Consider the following 16,964-nt stretch of genomic DNA (forward strand, 5'->3'; position numbering starts at 1 on the left):
TGTTGACGGGTCGGCCAAGGCCCGTCAGTCTGTAGCCCACCGGCTGCTGGCAAGCCTGATCAAATATGGCGTGATGAATTATTCCGACCCATCTATCGTCGCAACCACCCCGTTCCTCGGCCTCGAGAACGTGCGCAAGACCTATCCGGGCGTGGTGGCGCTGGACGGCTTTTCCATGGAGGTCAGGCCGGGCGAGGTGATCGGCCTGGTCGGCGAAAACGGCGCCGGCAAATCGACCTTGATGAAGATCCTCGGCGGCGTCACCAGGCCGGACAGCGGCGCCATCACCGTCGACGGCGTTGCGCATGACGGGCTCACCGTCGAAGGCAGCCTGGGGTCGGGCATCGCCTTCGTCCACCAGGAACTCAATCTCTTCGAAAACCTCGATGTTGCCGCCAATATCTTCTTCGGCCGCGAGCCGTTGCGCGGCGGGCCGCTGAGATTGGTCGACCGCGCCAAGCTGCGCGAAATGGTGGCGCCACTGCTGAAGCGCGTCGGCGCCAATTTCTCCGCCGATACGCCGGTTGCCTCGCTGTCGCTGGCGCAGCAGCAGATGGTCGAGATCGCCAAGGCACTGTCGATCAAGGCGCGGCTGGTGATCCTCGACGAGCCGACGTCGAGCCTGCCGCTCGCCGAAACCGACAAGCTGCTCGACGTCATCAAGGCGCTGAAGGCCGATGGCATCAGCGTCATCTTCATTTCGCACCGGCTGCATGAGGTCGAGCGCGTCGCCGACCGCGTCGTGGTGCTGCGCGACGGCATGCTGGCTGGCACCTTGCCGAAGAGCGCCATCAACCACGACCAGATGGTCAAGCTGATGATCGGCCGCATGCTGAAGGAGCGCGAGAAGGCCTCCGAGGCGGCTCGGGCGCCGGGCGCCACTGCGCTCTCGGCCAAAGCCATCCGCACCCCCGCCTACCCTGCCCGGCCGGTCGACCTCGACATCAGGCGCGGTGAAATCCTCGGCCTCGCCGGCCTTGTCGGCTCCGGCCGCACCGAACTGGCGCGGGTGTTCTTCGGCATAGACAGCACGCTTGGCGGTGGGCTCGAACTCGACGGCAAGCCGCTTGTGCTGGGTTCGGCGGCCGATGCGGTCGCGCATGGCATTTTTCTGGTTCCGGAAGACCGCAAGCTGACCGGCATTTTGCTTGACCTGTCGATCGCGCAGAACATCTCGCTGCCCAACCTGCCGGCGCATGCGAAGCGTCGACTGGTGTCGGCAAGCGCCGAGACCGCCACCGCCGAGAAGCAGAAGAGCAATCTCGGCATCAAGGCGCCGTCGGTGCAGACGCGAACCGGCACGCTGTCGGGCGGCAACCAGCAGAAGGTGGTGCTGGGCAAATGGCTGGCGATGAACCCGAAGGTGATGATCCTCGATGAGCCTACGCGCGGCATCGATATCGGCGCCAAGGCCGAGATTTACGGGCTGATGCGAGCCTTGGCCGATGCCGGCGTGGCCGTGCTGATGATCTCCAGCGACATGGAAGAGGTGATCGGCGTGTCCGACCGCATCGCCGTCATGCATGAGGGCCGGATCTCGGGCATTCTCGACAAAGAACAATTCAGCCAGGAAAACGTGCTGTTGCTGGCGGTCGGCAAGCCGGCAAACTAGCGGGCTTCAGGCGATTGCCGGTCCGGCGCATTGGGGAGAAGACGATGAGCAAAAAAGATCTCGGCCTGCTGATCCTGATCCTGGTGGTCGGCGCCGTGGTGACCGCCATCAACCCGCGCTTTCTTTTGCCGATCAACCTCGCCAACACCTCGAACCTGATCGGCCTGTTTGGGATCCTCGCCATCGGCCAGGCCTTCGTCATCATCACCGGCGGCATCGAATTGTCGGTGGGATCGCTGGTGGCGCTGCTCGGCACGCTGTTCATCGATTTCATCGCCGTGCGCGACATGCCATGGCCGGTGGCGCTGCCGCTGATCCTGGTGCTGGGCGGCATCATCGGGCTGGCGCATGGCTGGCTGATCACAAGGCTGAAATTGCAGCCCTTCGTGGTGACGCTGTGCGGCCTTTTGATCTATCGCGGGGTCGCCCGTTTCTATACCGCCGACGGCACCGCCGGTTTCGCCTTCGGCCAGAATTTTCCCGAGCTCGAATTCCTCACTGCGGGCCGCAGCTATGGCGTGCCCAACAGCTTCATCGCACTGATCGTCATTTCGATCGTCATGTGGGTGGTGCTGCACCGCTCGGTGTTCGGACGCTACCTCTATGCCATCGGCAAGAACGAAGAGGCGGCGAAATATTCAGGAATTCGCACCGGCCGCGTCGTCATGGCCGCCTATGTCATCTGCGGCGTTCTGACGGCGCTGTCGGCGATCTATTTCGCCATGTACACGCGCTCGATCTCGCCGGCCAGCCACGGCCAGTTCTACGAGCTCTACGCCATTGCCGCCGCCGTTCTCGGCGGCTTCTCGCTGCGCGGCGGCGAAGGCTCGCTGGTTGGCGTCATCCTGGGCACCGTGCTGCTGCAGGAGTTGCAGAACCTGGTCAATCTGCTCGGCATCCCGTCCTCGCTCAACTTCGCGGTGATGGGCGGCGTGATCCTGATCGGCGTGCTGGTCGACCAGCAATGGGGCGTGTTCCGCGCAAGGCGGCTGATGCTCGATGCCAGCCGCAAGACTGTCGCGGCGGAGTAGCGCTACATCACGCCGGATATATCCGAGAAGGCCATCGCCTTGCGCAGCACCTCGACGAAGCGTTCTCCGGCGGCTTCGCGCCGGCCGCCATTGTCGATCGAGGTGACGCCGGAGCCGGACAAAGCGATATTGGCGCTGCGGGCGAGCCGAGCCAGCACTTCGCCGCGCGATTCGCGGCCGCGCTGGGCGAGACGCTCGGCGAGGATTTCCGGCGAGGCGGTGATCTCGACGACAGCCAGATTGGCATAGCGCTCCCGCAGCACCGGGATGACTGCGCGCGAGACATTGGCGACCGCGACATGGCCATTGGCGATGGACCAGTCGACATCGGCCGGAATGCCGTAGCGCAGCCCGTGCGCCTCCCAGGAAATGGCGAAGGCGCCGTCGGCCTCGGCTTCGGCAAAGGCCGCGTCGGCCAGCGTGTCGTGATCCTCGCTTGCGGCGTCGCTCGGCCTGGTGATGACCCGGCGGACGAACTCCAGCCTCGTCTCGTCGGCAAACAAGGTGCGGGCATAGCCGATTACCGTATCCTTGCCGGCGCCGCTCGGGCCGACGACGGCGACAAACACGCCGTTGCGGAGCGGAAAGGCCTCGCTGCTGAGTTCGCGGTCGATCGACGCCGAGACCATCAGGCGACCCGGCGCCCTTGGCGCCAGACAGTGCGCACGACCGGCACATGGTCGTCGACGCGCACACGCACCAGATCGGCGCGGCGGCCCTGTTCGATGACGCCGCGGTCGTTGAGGCCGATCGCCTCGGCCGGATTCTTCGACACCATCGCGACCGCCTGCGGCAGGGAAATGCCCTCGACGACGTCGCCGAGGAAGAAGGCCGACTGGATCAGGCTGAAAGGGATATAGTCGGACGACAATATGTCGAGCAGGCCGTCGCCGGCCAGCGTGCGGGCCGAGACATTGCCCGAATGCGAGGAGCCGCGCATGACGTTGGGCGCGCCCATCAGCACGCCGAGCCCGGCATCCTTCGAGGCCTTGGCGGCTTCCAGCGTGGTCGGGAATTCCGCGACGCGCACGCCTTGTTCGATCGCCTCGTCGACATGGCCTGATGTGGCGTCGTCATGGCTCGCCAGCACAATGCTCCGCTCGTTGCAGGCGGCTGATATCGCCACCCGGTTCGGTCCCGAATTCTTCGCCGATTCCGACATCCGCTTTTCGCAGAACAATTGGAAGTCGCGGTCGGTCAATTTCAGCTTGCGCTGATAGTAATGGGCGTAGGTCTCGAGATTGACGAACTGGCGCTGTCCCGGCGCATGGTCCATCAGCGAGGCCAGCTTGACCCGCTCGTCGCCATCGAAATTGGCGAAAGCCCGCAAACAATCCGGCGCCGAGACCTCGCAGCGCAGGTGCAGGAAATGGTCCGCCCGCAACCGGTCCTTCGCGACGCTGTCCTCGATCGCGTCGGCCAACTTGCGGATATCGTCGGAGGTAAGGTCGGCGTCCTCGTCCATGCCGACGCGCAGCGCGTCGAGCACGGTGGTGATCCCGGCGGTCGCTACCTGCGCGTCATGGGCGAGCACGGCGGCGATCGGGTTCCAGCGCACCTTCGGGCGCGGCGCATAGTGGCCTTCGAGATGGTCAGTGTGCAGCTCGACCAGGCCGGAATGATGTAGTCGCCGCCCATGTCCTCGCCAGCCATATTCCTGCCGATTTGGCCGGTGCCGGCGTCGATGCCGGAGATAAAACCGTCGCGCAGCACGAGCGACCCTTCGACGATCTCGTCGGCAAGCACGATGCGGGCGTTGTGGAGAACAGTTTCGGCGGTCATTCAGGCAGTCCTTGCTTACTCGGACGAATTGCGGTCAGGCGGTTTTTCGGGCAGCGCGGCGGCCGAGCGCATGATGCGAAAGCACCATGAACGGAGCGCCCGGTTCGGTTTCGACGAACAGCGTCAGCGCATCCACCAGCACCGGCTGCTGCAGCACATCGGCGAACAGCCTGTCAATTGCCGCGCGCAGACGTTGGCTTTCCTGCGGTCCGGCCCGGCCGGACAGCGTCATGTGGAAGCGGAAGGCCTCGAACACGTAGGGGTAGCCCCACTGACAGAGATTGCGGAACTCGGCCGGCTTCAGCGAATCCGGGCTGCGCCGTTCGATCTCCGCTTCGGTGAGCGGCGCGCGAAAACGGTCGAAGCTAAGCACGACATCATCGGCGAAACGGTTGAGCGGCGGCAGCGGGCCTTCCGGCACCAAAGCGAAGAAACCATCGATCTGGCTGACGACCAGGCGCGGGATGGTGACCGTCGGCGTTGCTTCGGCAAAGGCGTCCAGCGCCGCGCGCAGCGAGCTTTCGGTTTCGTTGGCGGCCAACCGGAAGGGCGCTTTCAGCGTCGCATGGAAACCGTAGCGCCGCGCCGATGCGGTGTGAAAGGCGACTTCGGCCGCCGACAGCTCGCCCACCGCCTCGACCGGCCTGGCGGCGGCGCCAAAGGGGTCGCGGCCCAGCCAGTTGGCGGCGAGCCGCGCCAGCGGCTCGTCCTGCCTCGGGGTGAAATAGATGGCGTAGCGCATCGAAAAAAATCCTCGTCAGCCCGCTGCCATAGGTGATTTCCATGACGGATTGACGAAGCTTATGCGAGTTTTCGAAGGCAAATCGACCCCATGGATCGTTAGCCGACGATTTTTCGCTGCTGGACCAACAGCTTCCGGCGCAAGCGAAGGCCGATCAGGCCTTCATGAGCCATTCGTGCTCGGGCGCGTTGTGGAACTTCCACGTCCGCTTCGGCCCGGCCATGACGTTAAGGTAATAGAGGTCGTAGCCGTGACAGGCCGCGCACGGATGATAGCCCTTGGGCACCAGCACGACATCGCCGTCCTCGATCGCCATCGCCTCGTCCAGTTCGCGGGCGCCCGACTTGTCGGCGTCGGTGTAGACCCGCTGGAAGGCAAAGCCCTGCGGCGGGTTGAGGCGGTGGTAATAGGTTTCCTCAAGATAGGATTCGGCCGGCAGATTGTCCTGATCGTGCTTGTGCGGCGGGTAGCTCGATGTGTGGCCACCGGGCGTGATGACCTCGACCACCAGCAGCGAGTCGGCGGGCTTGCCCTCGGGCAATATGTTGGTGACGTAGCGCGTGTTGGTGCCTTTGCCCCGAGTCTCCTGGCCGAGGTCGTCGGGTGCGATGACGCGAACGGGCAAGCCGCCGCCCAGGCCCGGCGCCGAGCAGACCGCGAGTTCGAGATCGGTGTCGGCGGTGACCGACCAGTCCGAACCCTCCGGAATATAGACCGACCACGGCTTGCCCTCGAAGGGCGACATGCGCTCGCCGAGCAGGCCGAGTTCCTGGCCGCCGGCCCTTGCCGTGCCCTTGCCGGTGACGAACACCAGGCAGACTTCGCGATCCTGCGTCTTGCCGGATGCGGTCTCGCCCGGCTTCAGGCGGTGCAGGTCGAAGCCGACATAGGTCCATCCGGCGCTTTTGGGCGTGACATGGGCGACGCGGCCATGGCCCTTGTCGGCTTTGACGAGCAGTTTCGACATGTTTTGTCTCTCCTATCGCAAGTCTTCGAGGTCGGCCTCTCAACTTCGTCATCCTAGGGCGAAGCAGGAGCGAAGCTCCGTCGCGAAGACCCTAGGATGACGAAGCGAGGGACGTTCCGGCCAATCACCGACGTAGGCGATACGCCAGATGTCGAGTGTCCGACCCGCAAGCCCTTCCGAGCCACGGCCGCTTCATTCCTTCGGTTCGGCGTCCGCCTTCGCTTCGCCGGTCTGCGGTCGATCAGGCGCAGCCTTGCTCTCCTCCACCGGCTTGTAAAGGTAGAAGAACTGCCAGACGGCGTAGGCGGCAAAGCCGAGCGCAATGATGCCCCAGAATGGGGTGCCGGAGGCGAATTCTATTCCGGCCCAGATCACGCAGACGGCGACGACGGCAACGCGCCGCCACAGCGGCCGGAAGAACGGGTGCTCGTAATCCTTCATCGGACCGGCTTACGCATTGGGAAAGCCTTGCGTCTCGACCGTGTAGCCGGCCGCCGTCATCACCCGCATCAGCTCCTTGTAACCCACTTGGGCCATCTTCAGCGGCGGGTTCTTTTTCGGGTCCTGCTCGGCCTCGACGACGAACCAGCCTTCATAGCCATGGTCGGCGAAGCGCTGCACGATGGCGCCGAAATCGAGCGAACCGTCGCCAGGCACCGTGAAGGCACCGAGCGCCACGGCGTCGAGAAAGGACTGCTTTGTGCGGTCGAGCCCGTCGATCACGCCCATGCGCACATCCTTCACATGGACATGGCTGATCCGCTTGTGGTGGTTGTCGATGGCGCGCAACACGTCGCCGCCGGCAAAGGCGAGATGCCCTGCATCGAGCAGCAACGGAATGCCTTCGCCGGAATGGCGCATGAAGGCATCGAGCTCCGGCTCGGTCTCGACCACCGCCGCCATGTGATGGTGATAGGACAGCGGCATGCCTTGCTCTGCGCACCATTCGCCGAACTCGGTGAGGCGCCTGGCATAGGCCCTCATCTCGTCGTTCGACAATTTCGGCTTGGTGGCGAGAGGCCTGGAGCGATCACCCTGGATCGAGCGGCCGACCTCGCCATAGACGATGCAAGGCGCATTCACCGCCTTGAACAGGTCGATCATCGGCTGGATGCGATCCCTGTTCTTGCCCATGTCCTCATCGACCAGCGTGCCGGAGAACCAGCCGCCGCACAGCGTCACGTCGGCCTGCTTCAGGATCGGCAGCATGATTTCGGGGTCGTTTGGAAAACGCCGGCCCATTTCCATGCCGGTGAAGCCGGCAGAGCGCGACTGGCGCAGGCACTCTTCCAGCGAGACGTCGTCGCTGAGGTCGGCAAGATCATCGTTCCACCACGCAATGGGGGACATGCCCAGTTTGGCTTTCAAGTTTTAGCTCCGGTTTCTTGTTCACCCTCCCGTTGTGGGGAGGGTCGCTGCGAAGCAGCGGGTGGGGTGCGGCGCCAGACCCCCACCCGGACCTTCGGTCCGACCTCCCAACAAGGGGGAGGTAGGGGCAGCGCTGACTTAGCATCAATCGCCAATAGTCTGCATCTGCCGCTTTTCGTCATAGGCCTTGCGGGCTGCGTTGACCTGCGGCCGTGCGGAGACTTCCGGCACCGCGACATCCCACCAATGGCCGCCGGCATCGGTGGAAATCAGCGGGTCGGTGTCGATGACCAGCACGGTGGTTCGGTCGTTGGTTTTCGACTTTTGCAGCGCGGTCTCCAGGCCGGTGATCGACGGCACCTTCTGGGCAATAGCGCCCATGCTGGCCGCATGCGCCGCGAAGTCGATGTCGGGCAAGATCTCGTGGCGCGCGTCCTTCAGGAGGTTGTTGAAGTTGGCGCCGCCGGTGGCCATCTGCAGCCGGTTGATGCAGCCATAACCCCTGTTGTCGAGCACCACGATGGTCAGCTTCAGGCCAAGCATCACCGACGTGGCGATTTCGGAATTCATCATGAGGTAGGAGCCGTCCCCGACCATGACGACGACCTCCTGGTCGGGCTTGGCCATCTTGGCGCCGAGCCCGCCGGCAATCTCGTAGCCCATGGTCGAGAAGCCATATTCGCCATGGTACGAGCCGGGCGCGCCTGCCTGCCAGAGCTTGTGCAACTCGCCCGGCAGGCCGCCCGACGCATTCAGCAGCGTCACGCCTGAGCCCAGGGCGCGCTGCACGGCGCCGATCACCTGCGCGTCCGAAGGGAAGGCGGCGTTGGTCGACGCCGTCACCTTGCCGGCGTCAACCTGCCAGGCCTTCTTGCCCCGGGTCGCATTGTCGGTCCATGTCGCCGGTGCTTTCCAGCCCCCCAGCGCCGCACCGAGTTCGACAAGCCCTTCGGCCGCGTCGGCGACCAGCGGCAGCGCACGATGCTTGCCGGCATCGAAAGGCTGCACGTTGAGTCCGATAATGGTCTTGCCGGAATTCTTGAACAGCGCCCATGAGCCGGTGGTGAAATCCTGCAGGCGGGTGCCGATCGCCAGCACGACATCGGCCTCTTCCGCCAGCCGGTTGGCCGCGGACGTGCCGGTGACGCCGACTGCTGCCATGTTGAGCGGATGTGTGTCGGGCAGCGAGGATTTGCCGCCTTGCGTCTCGCAGACCGGAATGCCGGCGCTCTCGGCGAATTTCGCCAGTTCATCCGAAGCCTGCGAATACAGCACGCCGCCGCCGGCGATGATCAGCGGTTTTTTCGCACCCTTCAGCGCGGTGACCGCCGCCGCCAATTCATGCCGGTCCGGACGCGGCCGGCGCTGGTGCCAGACGCGCTCGGCGAAAAAGCTCTCGGGATAGTCATAGGCCTCGGCCTGCACGTCCTGGCAGAGCGACAGCGTCACCGGGCCGCATTCCGCCGGATCGGTCAGCACCTGCATGGTCCGCGCCAATGCCGGGATGATCTGCTCGGGACGGGTGATGCGGTCGAAATAGCGCGACACCGGACGGAAGCAGTCATTGACCGTCGCGGTGCCGTCGGAAAAGTCCTCGGCCTGCTGCAGCACCGGGTCGGGAATGCGGTTGGCGAAGACATCGCCCGGCAAAAACAGGACGGGCAACCTGTTTACGTGGGCGAGCGCCGCCGCCGTCACCATGTTGAGCGCACCGGGGCCGATCGAAGAGGTCGCGGCCATGAAGCGGCGGCGGAAATTGGCCTTGCCATAGGCGATCGCCGCATGCGCCATCGCCTGCTCATTGTGGGCGCGGAAGGTCGGCAATTCGTCGCGCAGCTGGTACAGCGCCTCGCCGATGCCGGCGACATTGCCGTGACCGAAGATCGCCCACACACCGCCGAAGATGGGCACTCTTCTGCCGTCGATCTCGGTCATCTGCTTGCTCAGAAAGCGGGTCAGCGCCTGCGCCATCGTCAGGCGGATTGTCTTGCTCATGGTGTTTTCCTCCGCAGTCCTCTTGCCGCGCCTTTATGCTGCTTTACGGCCACGCGCGGCAAGCCACGCTTCGGTCAACTGTTCGAAGCGCGCGGCCATGTCGGCGATAGCCTCGTCATCCGTCATCTTGCCTGCCAGCCATCGTTCGGCGGCGTGGACGAAGATGGTGCGGCCGACGGCAAAGCCCTTGACGATCGGCGCCTTGGCGGTGGCGGCAAAGGCCGCTTCCAGTTCGTCCTGCGGCGCTTCGAGACCCAGCAGCACGACGCCACGACACCAGGGATCGTGCTTCAGGATCACCGCTTCGATCTTGGCCCAGGCGCCGGCCGACGCCTGCGGTTCGAGCTTCCACCAGTCCGGCTTGATGCCAAGCGCATAGAGTTCTTCCAGGGCGCGCGGGATGGTCGTTTCGTCGAGCTTGCCGTGCTTGCCGGCGATGATCTCGACCAGAAGCTCCCGGCCGACCTTCCGCGCGGCTTCGAACAGCGAGCGCAGCTTCTGCTGCTGCTCATCCTTGAGCGCTGCCGGATCGTCGGGGTGATAGAAGCACAGGCATTTGATGCAGTGGTCGACCGGCCATTCCACCAGTTGCGAGCCGATGTCCTGCGAGAACTCGAAGCGCAGCGGCCGCGAGCCCGGCAGTTCGACGGGACGGCCGAGCCAGGCAAAGGGGTGGCGGGCGAATTCGAACATCGCTTCGCGGCCATGCTTCTCGTCGATCAGCATGCCATAGCCGTCGCGGCCGGCGGCGACTTTCGCCGCAGCCTTGACCGCCAGCACCTTGAAATCGCGGATGCGCGCCGGATCGGCGCCGGTCTTTGCCGCGACGTCCTCAAGCTGCACACGGTGGTCGCAGGCGAGCGCCATCATCGAGGGGATATCGCGGCGGCGGGTCGTCGCCCAATGGATGTGGTTGATCGCCTCGTCCTTGCGCAACGCTAAGTGCTTGCTGCCGTTCTTGAGGAAGAACTGCAATTCCTCGAAGGTGGGATATTCCGGCGCGCAGAGCAGCCGCGACACGGCGAAGGCGCCGCAGGCATTGGCCCAGGTCGCCGCCGTTGCCAGGTTTTCGCCACCGAGCCAGCCGCGCAGAAAACCGGACATGAAGGCATCACCCGCGCCGAGCACATTGTAGATCTCGATCGGAAAGCCCTTGCCGACGATACCGTCTTCCAGATCGTCGCTGACCGGCCCGTCATAGACGATGCAGCCCATGGCGCCGCGCTTCAGTACGATGGTTGCCTTGGACAGCGCGCGGATCGTCTTCAGCGCGCTCAGGCAATCGTCGGCGCCCGAGGCGATCATGATCTCTTCCTCGGTGCCGACGATGAGGTCGCAATCGGGCAGCACCGTCTTCAGCTGGGCTGAGACGCGGTCGGATTTGACATAGCGCTCAAAACCCTCGGCATGGCCTGCGAGTCCCCAGAGGTTGGGGCGGTAGTCGATGTCGAACACCACCTTGCCGCCCCTGGCCTTGATGATGCGGATCGCCTTGCGCTGGGCGGCGTCGCTGTTGGGTCGGGAAAAATGCGTGCCGGTGACGACGATCGAGCGGGCCGAGGCGATGAAGGCTTCATCGATATCTTCTTCGGCGAGCGCCATGTCGGCGCAGTCGCTGCGATAAAAGATCATTGGCGAGATGCCTTCGCTCTCGACCGAAAGCAGCACCAGGGCCGTCAGCCGTTCCTGGTCGGTCTTGAGCCCATCGACATTGACGCCTTCGCGCCTGAGCTGCTCGCGGATGAAGCGGCCCATCTGCTCGTCGCCGACGCGGGTGAGCAGCGCCGAGCGCAGGCCTAGTCTCGCCGTGCCAACGGAGATGTTGGCCGGGCAGCCGCCGACCGATTTGGCGAAGGAGGTGATGTCCTCCAGCCGCGAGCCGATCTGCTGGCCGTAAAGGTCGACGGAAGCGCGACCGATGGTGATGACATCGAGCGTCGCCTGTTTGGCGTCCACGGCTTCGCTCATTGGAACCTCCCGTCGGTCTTGTTGTCTTGAGCAACGTAGTTGGGGGACACGCGCGAGCGGCAGCGTGGCGCCGGGAATATGAAATAATAATTCCAATCTATAGTCAATATGGAATGAGCATTCCTTCCTTTAAAAGTGCCGAAGAGCGATTGCTGCTGGAGACTTAGGATGGAGACCCGTTACCGCGCAACCAGATGTGGATCGAGACGAGTTTGAGGGGGAAAGCCGCCAGCCGACAAAACGATTCGGTTATGAAAAAGCACGCCAGACGACACTCCCAAGGTCGGGAGAGTAGCGGGCGATGATAGCCTCCTGATCATTTTCCTGCGTCAGAGTTACCTGCTTCCCAGTAGCGTCACCTAGCAATCGCACAAAGCGGTCAAGGTGCTCAATCTCAGTTTCTCCGCTGACTTGCCTAGGATCGAAGTCGAACTCGATTTCGACAACGGTGAAGAAGTGACATCCAAGCTGGATTGGCCCGACGTAAAAAGAAAGTAGGCTGTCTGTTTCGCTTTCCAGGGCGGCTTCGACCCCCAATGGCATCGATTCGATCTTGCCGGAGACACTGAAATTGGCAGGCGGGGTCCATTCGAGGAGGATGTCCCAGACGGCCTGCCAATCTGCCTCAGACGTGTTCAGAACGTAGATATCTCGCCGTGAGCCGTCCCAAGCGAAATCCGATGCGATCTGTTCCCAATTCATGCATGAACCATTCTCGATGAACTTCGGTTCTAGCATGGCATACGGGATGATCCCTTTCCACAGATCCCAAGTCCGCATTTTCCGGACGGAAAACCGCTTCACGCCTTTTTCTGGGATTGCCTAGACCTTGCGCTTCTTTCCGGTGCTGCGCCGCTTCTCGCCGACGCCGACGGTGAGCGCCATGGCCAGCGCCATGGTGGCCGACAGCGAGCGGAAGCCGGCAAAATCGGCCTCGGCAACCTCGAACCAGACCTTGGCGAACTGCGCTAGTGGCGAAAACGAACTGTCGGTGATGGCGATGATCGGCACGCCCTGTTCGGAAATGGTGCGGGCCTCCTCGATGGTGGCCGGCGCATAGGGCGAGAAACTGATGGCAATGACGGCGTCCGCCGGGGTGGCGAAGGCGACCATCTCGGCATTGAGGCCGGCGGCGGATTCGATCAGCTGGTTGCGGATCTTCAGCTTGCCCAAGGCATAGGCAATGTAGCTCGCCACCGGGTAGGAGCGGCGCTTGGCCAGGACATAGATGGTCTCGGCCTTGGCCAGCAGCGAGATCGCGTCTTCCAGATGCGCCTCGTCCAGCGAGCGCGATATATCGTTGAGCGAAGTGCTGGCGGCGGCGACGAAGCCGTCGAAGATGGCTCGGTGTCCAGCACCCGCATCGGCCTTGGCGCGCAGCGCCTGCAGGCGTTCGTCATAAGAGGAATTGCGCTCGCGCAGCCGCTCGCGAAACACCTGCTGCAGGCTGGTGAAGCCGTCGAAGCCTAGTTGCTGGGCAAAGCGGATCAAGGTGGACGGCTGCACGCCCGCCGAAGCGGCGATGCTGGCGGCGGTGCCGAAGGCGATGTCATCGGGATTGTCGAGCGCATAGGCGGCGATCTGGGCGATGCGCTTGGGCAAGGTTTCACGGCGATCGAGGATCGTGGCGCGCAGCGTCTCGAAGTCGCGAGGTACCCGTTCGTCCATCGTCGCCCCGTCCAAGCTCATCTAGAGCATGATGCCGAAAAGTGTGCAGCGGTTTTCGTACGACATCATGCTCTCTTTAACTCAAGTGACGTCCTCTCTGCCCCATCATAGCGAGCCTGCGCAAGAAGGCCATAAAAAATGAGGCAGACATTCCATTCGGAGAAGAAATGGACTAATTCATCCATCGATCGCTTCAGGTATTGGGAGAAAGAAATGGTCGGCGTTGGTCTTATCGGCACGGGTTTCATGGGCAAATGCCACGCCATTGCGTGGAGCGCCGTCGGCGCCGTCTTTCCCGATGTCGCCAAGCCGAAGCTGGTCCATCTCGGCGAGGTCAACGAGGAGCTGGCCAAGCGTAAGGCCGGCGAGTTCGGCTTCGCCAAGGCGTCGGGCGACTGGCGTGCCGTCGTCAACGACCCCGAGGTCGATATCGTCTCGCTGACCACGCCCAATCAGTTCCATCCGGAGATGGCCATCGCTATTCTCGAAGCCGGCAAGCATCTGTGGTGCGAGAAGCCGATGGCGCCGAGCTTTGCCGAAGCAGCGGCGATGGCGGCCGCGGCCAGGAAATCCGGCAAGGTCGCAGCCCTTGGCTACAACTACATACAGAGCCCGGCCATCCGCCACATCGGCGCGCTGCTCGAGGAAAAGATCATCGGCGAGGTCAACCATCTGCGCATCGAGATGGACGAGGACTTCATGGCCGATCCGGAAGCGCTGTTCTTCTGGAAGCACGAGGCTGCTTCCGGCTATGGCGCGCTCGACGATTTCGCCGTGCATCCGCTGTCGCTGGTCTCGACGCTGTTCGGCCGCGTCGCAAAAGTGATCTGCGACATGGCCAAGCCCTATGTCGACCGCAAGCTGGCCAGCGGCGGCCGCCGTGCGGTGGAAACCTACGACATCGCCAGCGTGCTGATGCATCTGGAAAACGGCATTGCCGGCACGCTGCTGGTCAACCGCTCGGCCTGGGGCCGCAAGGGCCGCATCGCCATACAGATTTTCGGCTCCAAAGGATCGATCCTGTTCGACCAGGAGCGGATGAACGAAATCCAGCTCTATGTCACCGCCGATCGCCCGACCGAACAGGGCTACCGCACCATATTGGTGGCGCCGCACCACAAGCCTTACGACGCCTTCCTCCCGGCGCCCGGCCATGGCCTCGGTTTCAACGACCTCAAGATCATCGAGTGCCACGAATTGCTGACGCGGCTTGCCGGCAAGCCGGCACGGGTCATCGAATTTGCCGAAGGGCTGGAGATCGAGCGCACCGTGCACGCGATGGCGAGGTCGTTCGAGGAGAAGCGCTGGGTGGATGTGCGGTAAGATCCGCTTCAGCCGCCAGCGACAGCGTTCGCCTCCCAGCCACTGACCCAGACCTGCCGCAGGCGATCGCCTTCGCCCTTGAAGCGCAGCCCGGTCGCCCGGCAATCCGCGATGCGGTCGCTGCGGAAATTGCGGATGGCCTGGCGCAATTCGCACTAGGCGACGATGTTGGCGGTCTCTGAATAGTAGATCAGCGCGATCGGACGGATCAGCCGCTCGGAGGCGCGGCCGATTTCGTCGCGATAGGACAGGTCGAGCTTTTCCTCGTCGCGGATGGCGCGGCGCACAAGCGCCAGATCGATGGTGCCGATTGCCGGTGCTGCGAACCCCCAGACATGCAGCGCGTTGGCGTCGAACGCCTGGCGCAACGGCGGCGGCACGGCGCTGGCGATCTTGGCGCTGACGCGCTTGGCCGCCTGCTTGAGTTCGCTGTCTCCCATGCGCTCCAGCAGGGCGAGCGACAAGACGATCGCTTCCATCTCCTCGATCGAAAACATCAGCGGCGGCAGGTCGAAGCCGGGCCGCAATATGTAGCCGATACCGCGCCCGCCTTCGATCGGCACGCGCATTGCCTGCAGTGCGGCGATGTCGCGATAGATCGAACGCATCGTGACTTCCAGCTGCCCGGCGATCATGGCTGCCGTCACCGGCTGCCGCGCCAGCCGCAGGATCTGGATAATCTCGAACAGCCGCGACGCCTTGCGCATTTCCTCTCCCTGATGAAACGCTACTGACACATCCCCGTCAGTTGGGATGATTTATTGGACTGCCTATCAGGTTGAAAATCAACAAATTCCTCAACGGCACCCCAGCAGGAAACGACAGGCAACTGACATGAGTTACGCGGAAAATCTCTGGCTGTTCTTTATCCTGCTGTCCGGCATCATCATCGTGCCCGGCATGGACATGCTGTTCGTGCTAGCCAACGCGCTCACCGGCGGCCGCGACCGGGGCCTCGCCGCCACCGGCGGCATCATGGTCGGCGGCATCGTGCACACGCTGAACGGCGCCATCGGCGTCGGCCTGCTGATGCATTTCGTGCCGATCCTGTACAAGCCGCTGCTGATAGCCGGCGCCACCTACATGGCCTTCATCGGCATCTCGCTGGTGCGCAGTTCCATCACCGTCGGCCACGACGGGCCCGCCGGCAGCCGTACGGCCTGGAAGGCCTTTCGCCAGGGACTGGTGACCTGCCTGATCAACCCGAAGGCCTATCTCTTCATATTTGCCGTCTATCCGCAGTTCCTGAAGCCGGATTACGGCCCGATCTGGATGCAGGCGACGGTCATGGGCTTGCTGACGATGCTGACGCAGGCCGCCATCTATGGCGGGCTCGCCATCACCGCCGGCCGCAGCCGCAATCTGCTGGTGGCCAATCCGCGGGCGACCGCTTTTGCGGGCCGGGCGGCCGGACTGCTGCTGTTTGCGGTCTCGGTGTTTACGGCATGGGAAGGGTTGAGGGCAGCGTGATCCCGATCAAGCGATGACGCCGCGTATCTTCGTCTCGGCGCTGCGCTTGCGGATCACTGTCCCGGTCTTTTCGTCGTCGAGGGCGGCAGCAACCCGTCCCGGAGATCGATGACGTCATGACCGCCTCACGCTCTCGCCCAAGACGACGAGAAGCTCGTCCAATTGCTCGAACGTCTCGCCCATCGCATCCGCCGCCCCGGTACCGGCCGCGTCGAGAGCCTCCTTCGAGGGATAGAGTTCGTGCATGACCAGCAGCGTCTTGCCACCCTTTTCCTCGAAGGTCAGCGTGGTGACGGGTCCACCGTCACCACCTTCGTCATTGGTCCAGACGAGGCGTGAGTGCGGTGTCACTTCGATGTACCTGCCGAAGAATTCGTGATGGTCCGAGGCGTCGTGGCCGAACACCAGGCGGTACGTGCCTCCGGTACGAGCATCCATCTCACATGAACGCAGGAACATGCCCATCGACTTCGGCACCCACCACTGCTTGAACAGCTCGGGCTTGGTCCACGCCTCGAAGACGATGCGCGCCGGACCGTTGACTGTTCGCGTGACGACCAGCTCGCGTTCGGACTTCCGTTCGACCGTGGTGCGGCTGTTCGTGGGCTCACTCTCGGTTCTTTGGCGCATCGGCTTTCTCCTTCCGTTTCAATTCCTCGACAACCTTGTCCAACTCGTTGAAGCGTGCGTCCCAGAGCAGGCGGTGCCGCTCGATCCAGGCCGCCTCTTCCTCCAGTCCGCGCAGGCCGAGCTTGCAGGTCCGCACGCGGCCAACCTTCTGCGTGGTGACGAGCCCCGCCTGCTCCAGGACGCCGACGTGCTTCTTCATGCCCGTGAGGGTCATGTGGAACTTTCCGGCAAGCTCGGTGATCGAAGCGTCTGCGCGTCCGAGCTGCTCCAGAACGCCACGCCGGGTGGCGTCCGAGAGCGCGGCGAACGAGGAATCCAAGTCGGTATACTGAACCATATGGTTCAGTATTTAGCAGACCGGTTGCCGAGGTGCAAGGGGAGCCGCAGCGTCCTTCCCGCGCATCGCCT

General features: G+C 63.6%; 15 protein-coding genes and 2 pseudogenes. 4 read left to right on the forward strand and 13 right to left on the reverse strand.

The window, feature by feature from the left end; all coding sequences use genetic code 11:
- Positions 1–73 precede the first annotated feature (73 nt).
- Positions 74–1,612 carry a sugar ABC transporter ATP-binding protein gene (locus tag NKJ80_RS03135; RefSeq protein ID WP_352497018.1) on the forward strand — a complete coding sequence of 513 codons (1,539 nt, stop codon included), beginning with the start codon at positions 74–76 and terminating at the stop codon, positions 1,610–1,612.
- A gap of 44 nt (positions 1,613–1,656) precedes the next feature.
- Complete coding sequence (locus tag NKJ80_RS03140; RefSeq protein WP_023684050.1) at positions 1,657–2,643, forward strand: ABC transporter permease; 987 nt, start codon at positions 1,657–1,659, stop codon at positions 2,641–2,643.
- A 2-nt stretch (positions 2,644–2,645) separates the two neighbouring features.
- Here the strand turns inward: NKJ80_RS03140 and phnN are convergent, their stop codons facing one another.
- From phnN to NKJ80_RS03190, 10 genes and pseudogenes are all read right to left on the reverse strand, one after another.
- Entirely contained in the window at positions 2,646–3,275 is a 630-nt protein-coding gene (gene phnN / locus NKJ80_RS03145; protein WP_023741263.1) for a phosphonate metabolism protein/1,5-bisphosphokinase (PRPP-forming) PhnN, read from the reverse strand.
- A pseudogene (locus tag NKJ80_RS03150) lies at positions 3,272–4,425 on the reverse strand (alpha-D-ribose 1-methylphosphonate 5-triphosphate diphosphatase). Before NKJ80_RS03150 ends, phnN begins: the two are co-directional and overlap by 4 nt.
- Positions 4,426–4,459: 34 nt before the next feature.
- Complete coding sequence (locus NKJ80_RS03155) at positions 4,460–5,167, reverse strand: DUF1045 domain-containing protein (RefSeq protein WP_352497019.1); 708 nt, start codon at positions 5,165–5,167, stop codon at positions 4,460–4,462.
- A gap of 154 nt (positions 5,168–5,321) precedes the next feature.
- Positions 5,322–6,134: a 5-deoxy-glucuronate isomerase gene (iolB, locus tag NKJ80_RS03160; protein WP_023672346.1), complete on the reverse strand. Its 813-nt coding sequence runs from the start codon at positions 6,132–6,134 to the stop codon at positions 5,322–5,324.
- Between the two features lie 192 nt (positions 6,135–6,326).
- The gene (locus tag NKJ80_RS03165; RefSeq protein WP_023687401.1) at positions 6,327–6,575 is read right to left on the reverse strand and encodes a hypothetical protein; all 249 of its coding nucleotides are present in this window, start codon (positions 6,573–6,575) and stop codon (positions 6,327–6,329) included.
- Between the two features lie 9 nt (positions 6,576–6,584).
- Entirely contained in the window at positions 6,585–7,502 is a 918-nt protein-coding gene (gene iolE / locus NKJ80_RS03170) for a myo-inosose-2 dehydratase (RefSeq protein WP_352497020.1), read from the reverse strand.
- 144 nt (positions 7,503–7,646) lie between these two features.
- Positions 7,647–9,497 (reverse strand): 3D-(3,5/4)-trihydroxycyclohexane-1,2-dione acylhydrolase (decyclizing), encoded by a 1,851-nt coding sequence (iolD, locus tag NKJ80_RS03175; protein WP_352497021.1) that lies wholly within the window; start codon positions 9,495–9,497, stop codon positions 7,647–7,649.
- Positions 9,498–9,530: 33 nt separating this feature from the next.
- A complete protein-coding gene (locus tag NKJ80_RS03180) occupies positions 9,531–11,465 on the reverse strand; it encodes a bifunctional 5-dehydro-2-deoxygluconokinase/5-dehydro-2-deoxyphosphogluconate aldolase (protein WP_352497022.1) in 1,935 nt (644 codons plus the stop codon).
- A 249-nt stretch (positions 11,466–11,714) separates the two neighbouring features.
- Complete coding sequence (locus NKJ80_RS03185) at positions 11,715–12,269, reverse strand: hypothetical protein (protein ID WP_352497023.1); 555 nt, start codon at positions 12,267–12,269, stop codon at positions 11,715–11,717.
- Positions 12,270–12,287: 18 nt separating this feature from the next.
- Positions 12,288–13,133, reverse strand: a complete 846-nt coding sequence (locus NKJ80_RS03190) for a MurR/RpiR family transcriptional regulator (RefSeq protein WP_023744933.1) — start codon at positions 13,131–13,133, stop codon at positions 12,288–12,290.
- Positions 13,134–13,346: 213 nt separating this feature from the next.
- On the opposite strand from NKJ80_RS03190, the gene NKJ80_RS03195 reads away from it, so the two are divergent.
- The gene (locus NKJ80_RS03195) at positions 13,347–14,456 is read left to right on the forward strand and encodes a Gfo/Idh/MocA family protein (protein ID WP_352497024.1); all 1,110 of its coding nucleotides are present in this window, start codon (positions 13,347–13,349) and stop codon (positions 14,454–14,456) included.
- Between the two features lie 8 nt (positions 14,457–14,464).
- Here the strand turns inward: NKJ80_RS03195 and NKJ80_RS03200 are convergent.
- Positions 14,465–15,163: pseudogene (locus tag NKJ80_RS03200) on the reverse strand (helix-turn-helix transcriptional regulator).
- A 127-nt stretch (positions 15,164–15,290) separates the two neighbouring features.
- Between NKJ80_RS03200 and NKJ80_RS03205 the strand changes: the two are divergent.
- On the forward strand, positions 15,291–15,926 hold the full coding sequence (locus NKJ80_RS03205; RefSeq protein WP_352497025.1) for a LysE family translocator: 636 nt from the start codon (positions 15,291–15,293) through the stop codon (positions 15,924–15,926).
- A 114-nt stretch (positions 15,927–16,040) separates the two neighbouring features.
- On the opposite strand, the gene NKJ80_RS03210 is transcribed toward NKJ80_RS03205, so the two are convergent.
- Both NKJ80_RS03210 and NKJ80_RS03215 read right to left on the reverse strand, forming a co-directional pair.
- Complete coding sequence (locus NKJ80_RS03210; protein ID WP_352497026.1) at positions 16,041–16,556, reverse strand: SRPBCC domain-containing protein; 516 nt, start codon at positions 16,554–16,556, stop codon at positions 16,041–16,043.
- Complete coding sequence (locus NKJ80_RS03215) at positions 16,534–16,893, reverse strand: ArsR/SmtB family transcription factor (protein WP_023672338.1); 360 nt, start codon at positions 16,891–16,893, stop codon at positions 16,534–16,536. The genes NKJ80_RS03210 and NKJ80_RS03215 overlap by 23 nt, the downstream gene beginning before the upstream one ends.
- Positions 16,894–16,964: the final 71 nt, after the last annotated feature.

Source organism: Mesorhizobium sp. M0030 (genome assembly GCF_040323695.1).
In the GTDB taxonomy this organism is placed as follows: Bacteria; Pseudomonadota; Alphaproteobacteria; order Rhizobiales; family Rhizobiaceae; genus Mesorhizobium.